This is a genomic window from Pseudomonas sp. LFM046 (assembly GCF_000949385.2).
Classification (GTDB): domain Bacteria; phylum Pseudomonadota; class Gammaproteobacteria; order Pseudomonadales; family Pseudomonadaceae; genus Metapseudomonas.
In genome coordinates this window covers 555,821-569,043 of the sequence record NZ_JYKO02000001.1, presented here as the reverse complement: position 1 = coordinate 569,043, position 13,223 = coordinate 555,821, and the positions used below count along the sequence as shown (strand labels likewise).

Sequence of the window (13,223 nt, the reverse complement as noted above, 5' to 3'; positions counted from 1 at the left end):
CATCGGTCCATGTGGTCCTTCCGCCGCTGGCGCCGCCAGCGAATTCTCGCGCGTAATCCGGTCGACCCGCAGGAGTGGGCGGCCGTGCGTCGGCACCTGCCGATACTCGATGGCCTGGACGAGGCCGAAGAACAGCGTCTGCGTGAGCGTTGCGTGCTGTTCCTGCATGAGAAGCACCTGACCGCCCTGCCCGGCGTCGAGCTGTCCAGCAAGGACCGCCTGCTGCTGGCCGCCCAGGCGCAACTGCCCCTGTTGCACCTGCCGGACCTCAACTGGTACCAGGGCTTCCACGAACTGGTCCTTTACCCCGACGACTTCGTCAGCCCCCAGCGCAACCGTGACGCCAGCGGCGTGGTGCATGAGTGGGACGACGAGCGCAGCGGCGAATCCTGGCAGTTCGGTCCGGTCATCCTCGCCTGGCCCGGCGTCACGGCCAGCGGCGGCTGGGACGGCTACAACCTGGTGATCCACGAGCTGGCGCACAAGCTCGACATGCTCAGCGGCAGCCCCAATGGCCTGCCACCGCTGCACCGCGACATGCGCCAATCGGACTGGGCGCTGGCCATGAAAAGCGCCTACGACGCACTCAATGCCCAGCTCGACCGCGACCCGGAGGCCGAAACACCCATCGATCCCTACGCCGCGGAAGACCCGGCGGAGTTCTTCGCCGTCACCAGCGAATACTTCTTCACCGCGCCGGACCTGCTGAACCAGGCCTTCCCCGCTGTCTACCGCCAGCTCCAGGCGTTCTATCGCCAGGACCCGCTGGGCCGCCTGAAGCGGCTTCAGGAGAATCATCCGGACTATCGCGACGCGACCAATGGATGAGCAGAACGGCGTGGCATCGGCCTTTGAATGTGCCTATAATCGCGCCCACTTTTTTGGCCCACTTCCTGGGAGTTGACCATGAGCTACAGCAAGATCCCGGCTGGCAAAGACCTGCCGAACGACATCTACGTCGCGATCGAAATTCCGGCCAACCACGCGCCGATCAAATACGAAATCGACAAAGACAGCGACTGCCTGTTCGTCGACCGTTTCATGGCCACCCCGATGTTCTATCCGGCCAACTACGGCTACATCCCGAACACCCTGGCTGACGACGGCGATCCCCTGGACGTGCTGGTCGTCACCCCCTACCCGGTTGCTCCGGGTGCCGTAATCCGCGCCCGTCCGGTCGGCGTTCTGCACATGACCGACGAAGCCGGCGGCGACGCCAAACTGCTGGCCGTTCCCCACGACAAGCTGAGCGTCCTGTACAAGGACGTGAAGGAATACACCGACCTGCCGGCCCTGCTGCTGGAGCAGATCAAGCACTTTTTCGAGAACTACAAAGACCTCGAAAAGGGCAAGTGGGTGAAAGTAGAAGGCTGGGGTAACGCCGACGAAGCCCGCGCAGAAATCACTAAAGCGGTTGCGGCCTACCAAAAGTAAGCCCCGACCTCTCATGAAAAGCCGGCCACAAGCCGGCTTTTTTATTGCCTGGGAAAAACTGGGCGCAGTTCACCCATCGCTCAAGCGACTTGGCTCCGCTCTCATCGGCGAACGTGATCCGCAGAAAAACGCAGAGGCTGTTTTCAACGTCGAAGGACTGGCCTTCGGGCAGTCATTGGAGCCCCCAGATGTCAAAACGCCAGGATCAATAGCCACCGTAACCGGGGTCCATATAAAACGGCACTTTGTCATCTTCTTGCTGCTGATCCCAAAAGGCGCAGGTTCGGAAGTCCTTATGGTCAACCTTGTCGCTGGCATTGAAGCTGACCATATACGGCTGACGCTCGCCTTCGTGGATGAACAGGTATTCAAAGCAGGTGCCTGGGTACGCCTTGCGGGCCACGGTCATGGCAGGCTCACCACCGATTTCAAGGACCTGCCGCTTGCTCATACCCATCTGGACGTCCGCCACCAGTGGTTGGTCGCGATAGGTTACGGGGTTGCCGAAGCAGCCGCCGATGGCCGCCAGCGCTACGATCGTTACGACATGCAGTTTTTTCATGGCCGCTCTCCCGATGCGAATAGCCGAGGAGAATTCCGATCCTGAGGGCATTACTAAAATTAAAGTCGGCTTTTCCAATGGGCGAGCGGCCCACTGCAGACTCGCTCCGGCAACGCTGGGTCGCTCGCCAGTAGCTGCCCTTGGCCGATCGCTGCCGGTCGTGGCCGAAGTGATCGGTCCGGTCTCAGATCAGCATGCGCAAGGTCTCGAAGAGTTGCAGGTCATCCTTCCTGGCCGAGCGGGCGTGGCTGCGGATGGTCCGCATCAGGCAGTCGATGAAGCAGAGGGCGGGATTGCTCAGCGCGGCATTGCGACGTGTGATGATGCTCAACTTCCGGGGCTCGAACTGCTCGGTCAGCGGCACGCGGGCCACCCTGCCGAGAAACAGCGGAGTGCTGCTCATGATCGTGGGGACCCAGGTACACATGTCGGCCCGCTCCACCAGCATCTGCAGGATTGCCATCGAGTGGGCTCGAACGATGCGCTTCTCGTCGATTCTTGCACCGTGTTTCCAGAAGACGTCCTGCATCAACGCCTCCTGTCCGTCCGGCGCGTAGTTCAGGGCCCAGTCCTGGTCGAGCAGGTCGTGGATCGATCGGCACTGCTGCCGGGCATGGCCATGGCGCACCAGCACCGATGTCTCGTAGTCGAGCAGGTGTTCGCCACTGAATTCCTGGGTCGCTTGAGCGGGATGAAGCTGACCGATGGCAAAGTCCATGCTGCCATCGCGCAGCAGCGGCTGGGCGACCGCCATCAGGCTCTCGTACAGCTCCAACTGGACCTCCGGCATCTGCTCCCGAAATGCCAGGACAGCCTCAGGCAGAAAGGTCAATGCAACCCACGGTGTCACGCCGATGCACAGCCGCCCCTTGGCTTTGCCCCGCAAATGATCGAGTTCGATCTGCGCATGTTCGAGTTGCTTCATGACGAGCCGCGCATGGGTCAGCAGCACCTTTCCAGCTTCGGTGAAGTGCAGGCCGGTGGGCGTCCTCACGAACAAGGGCAATTGCTGGGAGGTTTCCAGTTCGCGTAGAGCCTTGGTGACGGCCGCCTGCGAGATTTCGAGCGTGCGCGCGGCGGCGCGGATGCTCCCGGTTTCGGCGCTGGCGATCAGGGCCTGCAATTGATGGAGTTTCATCTGCTTACCAGGGTGACAACGGCTGGTTGTCATCATAGCCAAACTGAGCCTCCCGGAGGCGTTTTTTGCTCCCTATCATCGGCCTCGAACAGCATTGCAGGACTCGCCAGGAGAGCCCTGAAGGGCTGATTGGCCTTGCCGAGGAGAAGAGCAATGAGTGCCTCCCACATCCTGCCCGTAGTGGCGGACCTGCAGCCGGAGATGGTCGCGTTGCGCCACCGGATCCATGCCCATCCCGAGTTGGGCTTCGAGGAATTCGCGACGAGTGAACTCATTGCCGAGTGCCTGACGGCGTGGGGATACCAGGTCAGCAGAGGCATCGGCAAGACGGGGGTGGTCGGCACGCTCAAGAATGGCGATGGCCGTTCGCTCGGCCTGCGTGCGGATATGGATGCGCTGCCGATCCAGGAGGAAACCGGTCTGCCTTATGCCAGCCGCGTGGATGGTGTCATGCACGCCTGCGGTCATGATGGGCATACCGCGACGCTGCTGGCTGCGGCGAAGTGCCTGGCGGAGTCCGGCACGTTCAAGGGCACGCTCCACCTCATTTTCCAGCCCGCCGAGGAAGGTCTGGGCGGGGCGCGCAAGATGCTCGAGGACGGCCTGTTCGAGCGTTTCCCCTGCGAGGCCATCTTCGCCATGCACAACGTGCCGGGTTACCCGGCGGGTCATCTCGGCTTCTACAGCGGCCCGTTCATGGCGTCTGCCGATACGGTGTCGATCAGGATCATCGGCACCGGCGGCCACGGCGCAGTACCGCACAAGGCGGTCGATCCGGTGGTGGTCTGCTCGTCGATCGTGATTGCGTTGCAGAGCATCGTGTCGCGCAACGTTGATCCCCAGGAAACCGCCATCGTCACCGTTGGCTCCATTCGCTCCGGCACCGTCTCGAATGTCATCCCCGCCTACGCCGAAATGTGCCTCAGCGTGCGGGCGCTGACGCCCGACGTGCGCGCGCTGCTCGAACGCCGGATCACTGAGCTGGTACAGGGGCAGGCCGCGAGCTTTGGCGCCAGTGCGCAGATCGACTATCAGCATTGCCATCCAGTCCTGATCAACCATTCGGAGCAGACCGCGTTTGCTCGCGAGGTGGCGCGGGATTGGCTGGGGGAGGACAGACTCATCGAGGACCTGCGTCCGTTCACCGCAAGCGAGGACTTCGCCTTTCTCCTGGAGCGGTGCCCCGGCAGCTACCTGGTGATCGGCAATGGCCAGGGTGATGGCAGTTGCCTGCTGCACAACCCCGGGTACGACTTCAACGATGCCTGCCTGGCCATCGGCGCCAGCTACTGGGTGAAGCTGGTCGAGCGCTTCCTGGGCTGAGTGGCGGCTTTTCAGGGTTACGCCGGGTGCGAAAGCGATCCGGCTCCGTGCAACGAGAGAGGAAGAAAACAATGAAGAAGACAATCGCTACCCTGTCGCTGCTGCTCCTGACGGCGTCTCCTTTCGCGGGTGCGGCCGACTGGTCCGGCAAAGTATTGCGCCTGGGCGTCGACCCCACCTACCCACCGCTGGAGTACAAGAACCCGAACGGTCAGTTGGCCGGCTTCGGGATCGACATCGCCGAAGCGCTCTGCGCCGAGCTGCATGCCAAGTGCCTGTGGGTGGAGAGCAGCTGGGACGGGATCATCCCGGCGCTACTGGCGCGCAAGATAGACGCCATCGCGTCGTCGATGACGATCACCCCCAAGCGGATGGAACACATCGCATTCACCAACAGGATTTCCAACGCGCCCACCCGCCTGGTCGCCAGGCGGGGCAGCCCGCTGATTCCGACCGCGGAATCGCTCGCCGGCAAGCGCGTCGGCGTGGAGCAGGGCTCCAGCCAGGAGGCTTACGCCAAGGCGGAATGGGGGACGAAGGGCGTCGAAATCGTTTCCTACCAGAATCAGGACCAGGTGTACGCCGACCTCACCGTGGGACGCCTGGATGCCTCTCTGCAAGGCTCCATCCAGGCCAGCTATGGCTTCCTCGACAAGCCGGCGGGCAAGGACTTCGAGTTTGCGGGAACCACCTTGCAGGACGACAAATTCTTCGGTGTCGGCGACGGCATCGGCCTGCGCAAGGAGGACGTGGAATTGCGCGAGGACCTGAACAAGGCTCTGGCCACCATCCTCGCCAATGGCACCTATGCGCGCATCAACAAGAAGTACTTCGACTTCGACATTTACGGCGCGCAATGAGTTGAGACCAATCCCTTGATACAGGGCGCCGCCCTGTATCGCCTTCACCTCGACCTGACAAGAACAATAGGAGAGTGAAATGTTTCTGGAAGGATTTGCCCCTCAGATACTGGCCGGCACGCTGGTCACGATCGAGCTGGCACTGTCGTCACTTCTGGGAGCCGTCCTGCTCGGCCTGCTAGCTGCCAGCGCAAAGCTATCCCAGAGTCGCTCGTTGCGAGCGTTCGCCACGGCCTATACCACGCTGATTCGCAGCGTGCCCGATCTGGTCATCATGCTGCTGCTGTTCTTCAGTCTGCAGATGCTGCTCAATCGAATCACCGATGGACTCGGCTTCACGCAGATCGACATCGATCCCTTCATCGCGGGCACCGTGACGCTGACATTCATTTATGGCGCGTACTTTGCCGAAACCTTCCGGGGCGCCTTCCTGGCGGTGCCCGCCGGCCAGATCGAGGCGGCGACGGCGTATGGCATGTCCAGTTGGAGGACGTTCCGCAGGGTGCTCTTCCCACAGATGCTTCGCCATGCGCTACCCGGCATCGGCAACAACTGGCAGGTGCTGGTCAAGTCGACGGCCCTGGTCTCGATCATCGGCCTGAGCGACGTGGTGAAGGCCACCCAGGATGCGGGCAAGGGCTCGATGCAGTTCTTCTACTTCACCCTGGTCGGCGGCCTCATCTACCTCGCCATCACCAGCCTGTCCAATGGCGGATTGATGTGGCTGGAGCGCCGCTACTCGATCGGCGTCAAAAGGGCACTGCTATGACTGGCATTCTCGACGAATACTGGAAGGCGTATCTCTGGACTGACGGAGCGCATCTTTCCGGCCTGGCAATGACCCTGTGGCTGCTCATTCTCGCAGTAGTGCTCGGTTTCCTGCTGGCCGTCCCGCTGGCGGTTGCACGCGTCAGCCGCAACCCCTTCGTCCGTGGGCCGGTGTGGTTCTACACCTACGTGTTCAGGGGGACGCCGCTGTATATCCAGCTGCTGTTCTTCTACACGGGGATATACAGCCTGCATATCGTTCGCACTCAGGACTTCCTGAGCGCGTTTTTCCGCGACGGCTTCAACTGCACAGTGCTGGCTTTCGTACTCAACACCTGTGCCTACATGACGGAAATATTCTCCGGCGCGATCAGGAGTACCCACCACGGCGAAGTGGAGGCGGCGCGGGCATTCGGCATGAGCGAGTTCACCCTCTACCGCCGGATCATCCTGCCCTCGGCGTTGCGTCGGGCCCTGCCGTTCTTCAGCAACGAGGTGATTCTGATGCTGCACTCCACCTCGGTAGCCTTTACCGCCACAGTGCCCGACCTGCTGAAAATCGCCCGGGACGTGAGCTCTGCAACCTATGCGCCCTTCATCGCGTTCAGCATTGCCGGCGTGCTTTATGCCTGCAGCGCCTTCTTCCTGATCTGGATGTTCCGGAGCGGGGAAGAGCATTGGCTGGCCTACCAGCGACCGAAAACCCACTGATTCCGTAGAGGTGAGCATGTACCGTTTGTTGGTTGAAGACATTTGCAAGAGCTACGGCAGCCATGAAGTACTCAAGGGCATCTCGCTCAGGGCCAAGGCCGGTGATGTGATCAGCATCATTGGCTCGTCCGGCTCCGGAAAGAGCACCTTCCTGCGCTGTATCAATTACCTGGAGAAACCCAGCAGTGGGCGAATCAGCGTCAACGCCGAAGAGTTGCTGACCCGCAGGAATTCGCTGGGCGAACTCTGTGCTGTCCACCCCAGGCAGTTGCAGGCAATACGCACGCGATTGTCCATGGTCTTCCAGCACTTCAACCTGTGGAACCATATGACGGTGCTGGAAAACATCATCGAGTGCCCGATGAATGTGCTGGGCATCGAGCGGGATGAAGCGACGCTGCGCGCCCGCAACTACCTGGCCAAGGTCGGTTTGCCTAAAAAGGTCGAGGGCCAGTACCCCTCGCAACTGTCCGGCGGTCAGCAGCAACGCGTTGCAATTGCCAGGGCCCTGGCGATGGAGCCGGAGGTGATGTTGTTCGATGAACCGACCTCCGCACTCGACCCGGAGCTGGTCGGCGAAGTCCTGAAAGTCATGCAGCAGCTTGCCGAAGAAGGGCGGACCATGGTGGTCGTCACCCACGAAATGGCGTTTGCACGGCAGGTTTCCAGCCACGTGATGTTCCTGCACCAGGGGCTGGTGGAGGAAGAGGGACCGCCGGATCGTCTGTTCGACCACCCCGAGAGCGAGCGGTTGAAGCAGTTCCTTGCCAGCAGCCTGAAGTAGCGCTGGCCGGGTTGCACCCGGAGCGTGGCGAGCCGACAGGACCAGGCCGGAGCCCCGTGCGGAGGCCCAGTGGGCAGTTGCTGATCTGCTTTTCTTACCCATCGGTTGCCTTCCTGTTCAGCTCGTCCGAACGCTGAGCGCTCCAGTCCACTCGGTGAACTATCCTTCCTGCGCTGACACTCGCTCGAGGTGGTCGCGATGCCGGACCGGAACAACCTCCAAACCGCGCTCTATCGCATTAGCCAGAATCAGGCCGCAATCGCCTGCGCCATCGTCGAGCTTGCCAACTGGGCTGACTCATGCGGTCAGAAAGAGGTCGCTGAGCGCATTCGAAACCGGCTGGGAACGCTACTGGACAACGCGGATGCCATCTCCAGATCGCTGACCGAGCTGGCCATACCGGTCGACAAGTCCAAGGCGAATCGACCACGCGAGGCGGAGTGAGCCGATAGGCGCCCTCCCCCTTAATTCGATGGCTTCACGGGTGAGTACGGCGTCCCAACCGAGCGCTCAGGTTAGAATCCCGCCCCCGCTTTTTCTCGAACCACCCACCATGAACCACGACGCGCTCTCCACCCTGGAACAACACCTCATTTCCGCCCTGGAATCCCCTCCGCATGAAATCCGCCGCCTGTTCCATGGCCGAGGCCGGCGTTGGCCGGGGCTGGAGCAGGTGACGGTCGACTGGCTGGAGGGTGTGGTGCTGGTATCGCTGTTCCGCGAAGTGGCGGAAGAGGAATTGGTGGCGCTGAAGGCGATGCTGGCTCGGCTGGTGGAGTCGCCGGTTTGGCAGCGCAGCGAGGCGCGGAGTCTGTTGTTGCAGCATCGCTATCTGCTGGAAAGCACCGTGGAATTGCTCTGGGGCGAAATGACCGATGAGTGCGTGGTCAGCGAAGGCGGGCTGCGCTTCAAGCTGGACCTGGGCAAGAAGCAGAACAACGGTCTGTTCCTCGACATGCGCTACGGCCGCGACTGGGTTCGTGCCAATGCGCAGGGCAAGCGGGTGCTCAATCTATTCGCCTACACCTGCGGCTTTTCCGTGGTGGCCATCGAGGGTGGGGCCGAGCATGTGGTGAACCTGGACATGGCCAGTTCGGCGTTGAGCCGAGGGAGGGACAATCACCGGCTCAATGGCCATGACCTCAGCCGGGTGAGTTTCCTCGGCCACGAGTTGTTCAAGTCCTGGGGCAAGGTGAAGAAGAGCGGCCCCTATGACCTGGTGATCATCGACCCGCCGTCCTTCCAGAAAGGCAGCTTCGCGCTGACCCGCGACTACCAGAAAATCCTGCGGCGCCTGCCGGAGTTGCTGACCGAGAACGGGGTGGTGCTGGCCTGCGTAAATGATCCGGGCATTGGGCCGGACTTCCTCGTTCAGGGGATGGCGGCGGAAGCACCGGAGCTGCGCTTCGTGGAGCGGCTGGAGAATCCGCCGGAGTTCGAGGACATCGATCCGGATGCGGGATTGAAGGCGCTGGTGTTCAAGCGGGGCTGATCGCCTGGGCCCCGCTTCTGCAGCAAGCGGGGCAATCGTTCCGCAGGGGTGACCGCTGTTTGGAGAGGCGCCGGCCCCGGGCAGCTACTACGCTTGAGTGGCCGGGGACGTAGCTCAGCTGGGAGAGCGCGGCGTTCGCATCGCCGAGGTCGGGAGTTCGATCCTCCTCGTCTCCACCAGAAAAGAAGCCCCCGGAAGTGCATCACTTTCGGGGGCTTGTCGTTTTCGGCTTTCTGCCTCGCAAAGCAAACGCGCAGGCCAGTGCCCGCGCTCGTTCAATCCCGAGGAGTTACACGCCCTTCTTGGCGTGCTTCAGCGGCGGCTCGGTGCTCGCCGTGGGGCGGCGACGGTCGGAGAGTACCCAGGCGCCGTCATAGAGTTTCAGGGGGAAACTCACCTCGCCGCCGTTGCGTCGCTCCACCGGTACCGACTGTTCCTCCTTTGGCGCGCCGGATGGCAGGCCGTGCAGGACCACGCTGCCCAGTTCCGTCAGGGGGAAGGGTTTGAGCAGGATGATCTCGATGCTGCGCTCGATGGCGCGGTTGCAGACTTCGATGCTGGGGTGGGCGGTCATCAGAACCGCTTCGCAGCTGTGCAGGGGGCGCAGGGCGTCGAAGACCTCGAAGCCGGTCATGTCCGGCAGACGGTAGTCGAGCACCAGCAGGTCGGGCTTGAAGCTCGCCACTCGCTGCACGGCGGTGGCGCCATCGGCAGCCGTCTGCACCTCGCAACCCAGCCTCTCCAGGTAGGTCTTGAAATTGGCGGCGAGGATTTCTTCGTCGTCGACGATCAGTACTTTCTTCGACACTGTGGCTGCTCCCCTGTCAGGAGACCGGATGGCGGCCGGATTGGCCGCTGATTCCTGCTCTGCACGATCCGAGCCAAGGCTGCGCCGGCCCGCCCGGGGCCGACGATCCCTAGAGTCTAGATCGGAAGCAGCGATTCACCAGCCCCGCCAATTCCCCACCCGGACCGGGGGTTTCCCCCAACATCGGTGCGGCTTCAGAGGTGCCGGTCAGGCCGTTCAAGGCCCAGCTTGTCGATGCGATAGCGCAGCATGTCGCGGGTCAGGCCCAACATCCGGGCGGACTTGGAGATGTTCCAGTCGGTCTTGCCCAGCACCTTCACCACCAGCTCGCGCTCGGCGTCGGACAGGTTCAGGTTCTCGTCCTGGAAACCCGGGTCGTCTCGCTCCACGGCCTGGCTGGAGTCCTCGGTGACGCCAGCCCCCGCCAGCAACCCACGGCAGATGCTCAGTTGCTCCGGGCCGATCACACTGCCCGCCGCCAGCAGCACGGTCTGCTCCAGCATGTTGCGCAGCTCGCGCACATTGCCCGGCCAGCTGTAGCCCTTGAGCACGGCCCTGGCCTCGGGGCTGAACCGCAGGCCCGGCTTGCCATAGCGCTTGCCGTGCTGCACGACGAAGTGCTCGGCGAGGGTCAGCATGTCATCCCCACGGGCGCGCAACGGCGGCACCTTGATGGTGATGATGCGCAGGCGGAAGAACAGGTCGCGACGGAACTTGCCCTCCTGCACCATCTGTTCGAGGTTGCAGTTGGTGGCGCTGATGATGCGCAGGTTGACCTTGCGTTCGCGCACCGAGCCCAGGCGCCGAATGGTGCGGTCCTCCAGCAACTTGAGCAGCTTGGCCTGGAGCAACAGGTCGATCTCGCCCACTTCATCGAGGAACAGCGTGCCGCCGTCCGCCGCTTCCACCAGGCCGACGCGACGGTCCTTGGCGTCGGTGAAGGCGCCCTTTTCATGGCCGAACAGCTCGGCTTCGAGCAGATGCGAAGGTATCGAGGCGCAGTTGAATTCGACGAAGGGGCCCTTGCTCCGCGAGCCGTCGAAGTGCAGCGCGCGGGCCACCAGTTCCTTGCCCGTTCCGGTTTCCCCCTCGATCAGCACCACGGGCAGGTCTTCACCGGCCATGCGCTCCTCGGCCGCCAGCACCTGGCGCACCATCTCCTTCATGGCGCGCATGGGTTCGGAGTTGCCGATCAGTGCGGCGAGCCCGGAGTCCTGGGCTTCCCGCTGCTGGTAGAAGCACAGCCGTTGTTCCTGGCGACGCGCTTCCAGCACCTTGTCCACCACCAGCTTGAGCTCGGCCAGGGCCACGGGCTTGGTCAGGTAGTCGCTGGCGCCGGCCTTCATGGCTTCCACCGCGCCCTGCACGTTGCCGTGGCCGGTGATCATGATGACCTTGAGCTGCTCGTCCAGGGCGCGTGCGCGGCTGATCAGGTCGCAGCCGCTCATGCCCGGCAGGCAGTAATCGGTGAGCACCAGGTCCGGGTGCTGCGCTTCGATGATCGTCAGCGCCTCTTCGGCCGAGCCGCAGACCATGACGTCGAACTGGCGCCGCTCCAGGTAGGTGCAGAAGTTGTCGGCCAGGATGTCGTCGTCTTCGACGATCAGGATGCTGTTGCCCATTGTTGTTATCCCCCTGCCGTCGCCCGGAAGGTCAGGTGCACGTTGGTGCCGGCGTTCTCCCGGCTGTCGATGCTGACCGCACCACCGAAGCGCTCGATGATCTTGCGCACCAGCACCAGGCCAACGCCCAGGCCGCCACGCTTGGTGGTGTGAAACGGTTTGAAGGCCATTTCCAGCATGGCCGGTGACATGCCGCTGCCGGTGTCGCTGATGGTCAGGGTCAGCCACTGTCGACGCGGGTCCGGCGCCAGGTGGATGGCCAGGCGGCCGCCCCGGGGCATGGCTTCGATGGCATTGGACAGGACGCTGCCCAGCAACTGCTGCAGCAGCACCGGGTGGCTGACCACGCGAGGTGCCTGTGCGGGGTGCCAGTCCACGGCGATGCCGGCATGGCGGATCTGCGGTTCATAGGCGGCCAGGGTTTCTTCCAGGGCAGCCGTCAGGTTCACCGGTTCCTGGTCGCCCGAGAGCGGGCGGGCCGACATCAGCAACTCGCGCACCCACTTCGACATGCGGTCCACCTGGATGATGATGTCGCCCAGGTTCTTGTGCAGCGGGCCCTGGTCCACTTCAAGCGCCAGCTCGGCACTGGAGCGAATGGAGGCCAGCGGGTTGCGCAGGCTGTGGGCGACGGCCGTGGACATCTCGCCCAGCAGGGCCAGTGTTTCGTTCTCCACCAGTTGGCTCTGCTGCTCGTCCAGCAGGTGCGAGGCATGACGCACGAACCAGAACAGGCTGAGGTAGATGGCGGCACCACCGAGGGCAGTGGCGATCCAGAGCAGGATGAATCCACGGTTCATCCGCGCGATCAGGTCCACCGGCTCCTTGTAGATCTCGATTACCGACAGCACTTCCCCGTTACTGTCCTGCAGCGGAATGAAGCTCTCCAGATAGAGGCCACGGGGCGCGCTGAGGAAGTAGCGCTCCACCGCCTGGTCGCCACCGCGATGGTCGACGGTCACCGTGCTGCGGGACTGGATCGCCTCCTTCAATCGGCTGTCGCTGGCGGCGTGGTGCCCCACCAGTTCCGGGCGAGTGGACCAGATCACCATGCCATCGGGGGCATAGACGGTGGCCAACAGCACGTCGGGCAGCCGCACGATGTGGTCGAAGAATTCTTCGTGGGATTTCACCAGTTGCTCGTGGGACACCCCGAGGCGGGCGCCATCCACGCGCTTGTCAAGGAATTCGCTGAGGGTCAGGCCAGGGGAGAAATTGCCATGGATGACTTCGACATCAGCGATGGACTTGATGAACTGCGCGCTGAGCATCGCATCGCGATCAATGCTCTCGTTCATGAGGAACCGGGTCGCCGCCGTGCCGAGCAGGATGGCCACCACCAGGATGATCACCAGGCTCACCAGGGAAAACCAGCGGAACAGATTGAAGGGCTTTTTCGCCAAGGCCGTCTTCATTGGGACCTCCCCTTGGGCGAACGGCAGTTGGCTTCCAAGGGAAGCGCCTGAAGGACTCGCCAGCCGGCCGACGACTCCCACGCCGGGTCCGGTTAGTTATAGCGCAGGCCCCGACGCTGGCGGCCCTACCGTTCGGCGACCGCTGAACGGTCACGCCGCAATCACCCAGATTTCCCACCCATTTTTCCCCCACGTATGGGGGCCAGTCCCCAGAAGTCGAGGAGCCATTTCGCCATCGCATCAGGGTGTTTTTCGGCTGCGCGCCCGGCCCTGTCGGGCGCGCAGCGACGTGGTATGGAAGTTGCG

At 62.9% G+C, this 13,223-nt stretch carries 14 protein-coding genes and 1 tRNA gene; 10 read left to right on the top strand and 5 right to left on the bottom strand.

Features of this window, described 5'->3' with window-relative positions:
• Positions 1 to 9: 9 nt before the first annotated feature.
• Both TQ98_RS02730 and ppa read left to right on the top strand, forming a co-directional pair.
• Positions 10 to 828 (top strand): M90 family metallopeptidase, encoded by an 819-nt coding sequence (locus TQ98_RS02730; protein ID WP_044872608.1) that lies wholly within the window; start codon positions 10 to 12, stop codon positions 826 to 828.
• A 78-nt stretch (positions 829 to 906) separates the two neighbouring features.
• Entirely contained in the window at positions 907 to 1,434 is a 528-nt protein-coding gene (gene ppa, locus TQ98_RS02725; RefSeq protein WP_004420411.1) for an inorganic diphosphatase, read from the top strand.
• Between the two features lie 205 nt (positions 1,435 to 1,639).
• Here the strand turns inward: ppa and osmE are convergent, their stop codons facing one another.
• Positions 1,640 to 1,996, bottom strand: a complete 357-nt coding sequence (gene osmE / locus TQ98_RS02720) for an osmotically-inducible lipoprotein OsmE (RefSeq protein WP_044872609.1) — start codon at positions 1,994 to 1,996, stop codon at positions 1,640 to 1,642.
• A 184-nt stretch (positions 1,997 to 2,180) separates the two neighbouring features.
• Positions 2,181 to 3,134 (bottom strand): LysR substrate-binding domain-containing protein, encoded by a 954-nt coding sequence (locus TQ98_RS02715; protein WP_044872610.1) that lies wholly within the window; start codon positions 3,132 to 3,134, stop codon positions 2,181 to 2,183.
• Between the two features lie 153 nt (positions 3,135 to 3,287).
• Between TQ98_RS02715 and TQ98_RS02710 the strand changes: the two genes are divergently transcribed.
• The 8 genes from TQ98_RS02710 to TQ98_RS02675 all read left to right on the top strand — a co-directional run bounded on the left by TQ98_RS02710 (position 3,288) and on the right by TQ98_RS02675 (position 9,251).
• Positions 3,288 to 4,457, top strand: a complete 1,170-nt coding sequence (locus TQ98_RS02710; RefSeq protein ID WP_044872611.1) for a M20 aminoacylase family protein — start codon at positions 3,288 to 3,290, stop codon at positions 4,455 to 4,457.
• Between the two features lie 71 nt (positions 4,458 to 4,528).
• A complete protein-coding gene (locus tag TQ98_RS02705) occupies positions 4,529 to 5,317 on the top strand; it encodes an ABC transporter substrate-binding protein (protein WP_044872612.1) in 789 nt (262 codons plus the stop codon).
• 79 nt (positions 5,318 to 5,396) lie between these two features.
• The gene (gene hisQ / locus TQ98_RS02700; RefSeq protein WP_044872613.1) at positions 5,397 to 6,086 is read left to right on the top strand and encodes a histidine ABC transporter permease HisQ; all 690 of its coding nucleotides are present in this window, start codon (positions 5,397 to 5,399) and stop codon (positions 6,084 to 6,086) included.
• Positions 6,083 to 6,796 (top strand): ABC transporter permease, encoded by a 714-nt coding sequence (locus tag TQ98_RS02695; RefSeq protein ID WP_044872614.1) that lies wholly within the window; start codon positions 6,083 to 6,085, stop codon positions 6,794 to 6,796. Before hisQ ends, TQ98_RS02695 begins: the two co-directional genes overlap by 4 nt.
• Positions 6,797 to 6,812: 16 nt before the next feature.
• Positions 6,813 to 7,580 (top strand): ATP-binding cassette domain-containing protein, encoded by a 768-nt coding sequence (locus TQ98_RS02690; RefSeq protein WP_044872615.1) that lies wholly within the window; start codon positions 6,813 to 6,815, stop codon positions 7,578 to 7,580.
• 198 nt (positions 7,581 to 7,778) lie between these two features.
• The gene (locus tag TQ98_RS02685) at positions 7,779 to 8,024 is read left to right on the top strand and encodes a hypothetical protein (RefSeq protein WP_044872616.1); all 246 of its coding nucleotides are present in this window, start codon (positions 7,779 to 7,781) and stop codon (positions 8,022 to 8,024) included.
• 109 nt (positions 8,025 to 8,133) lie between these two features.
• Entirely contained in the window at positions 8,134 to 9,072 is a 939-nt protein-coding gene (locus TQ98_RS02680; RefSeq protein WP_044872617.1) for a class I SAM-dependent methyltransferase, read from the top strand.
• 103 nt (positions 9,073 to 9,175) lie between these two features.
• Positions 9,176 to 9,251, top strand: a tRNA-Ala gene (locus tag TQ98_RS02675).
• A 110-nt stretch (positions 9,252 to 9,361) separates the two neighbouring features.
• Here the strand turns inward: TQ98_RS02675 and TQ98_RS02670 are convergent.
• The 3 genes from TQ98_RS02670 to TQ98_RS02660 all read right to left on the bottom strand — a co-directional run bounded on the left by TQ98_RS02670 (position 9,362) and on the right by TQ98_RS02660 (position 12,917).
• The gene (locus TQ98_RS02670; protein ID WP_044872618.1) at positions 9,362 to 9,880 is read right to left on the bottom strand and encodes a response regulator; all 519 of its coding nucleotides are present in this window, start codon (positions 9,878 to 9,880) and stop codon (positions 9,362 to 9,364) included.
• Between the two features lie 194 nt (positions 9,881 to 10,074).
• The gene (locus tag TQ98_RS02665; protein ID WP_044872619.1) at positions 10,075 to 11,502 is read right to left on the bottom strand and encodes a sigma-54 dependent transcriptional regulator; all 1,428 of its coding nucleotides are present in this window, start codon (positions 11,500 to 11,502) and stop codon (positions 10,075 to 10,077) included.
• A 5-nt stretch (positions 11,503 to 11,507) separates the two neighbouring features.
• Positions 11,508 to 12,917, bottom strand: a complete 1,410-nt coding sequence (locus TQ98_RS02660; RefSeq protein WP_044872620.1) for a HAMP domain-containing sensor histidine kinase — start codon at positions 12,915 to 12,917, stop codon at positions 11,508 to 11,510.
• Between the last annotated feature and the right edge of the window lie 306 nt (positions 12,918 to 13,223).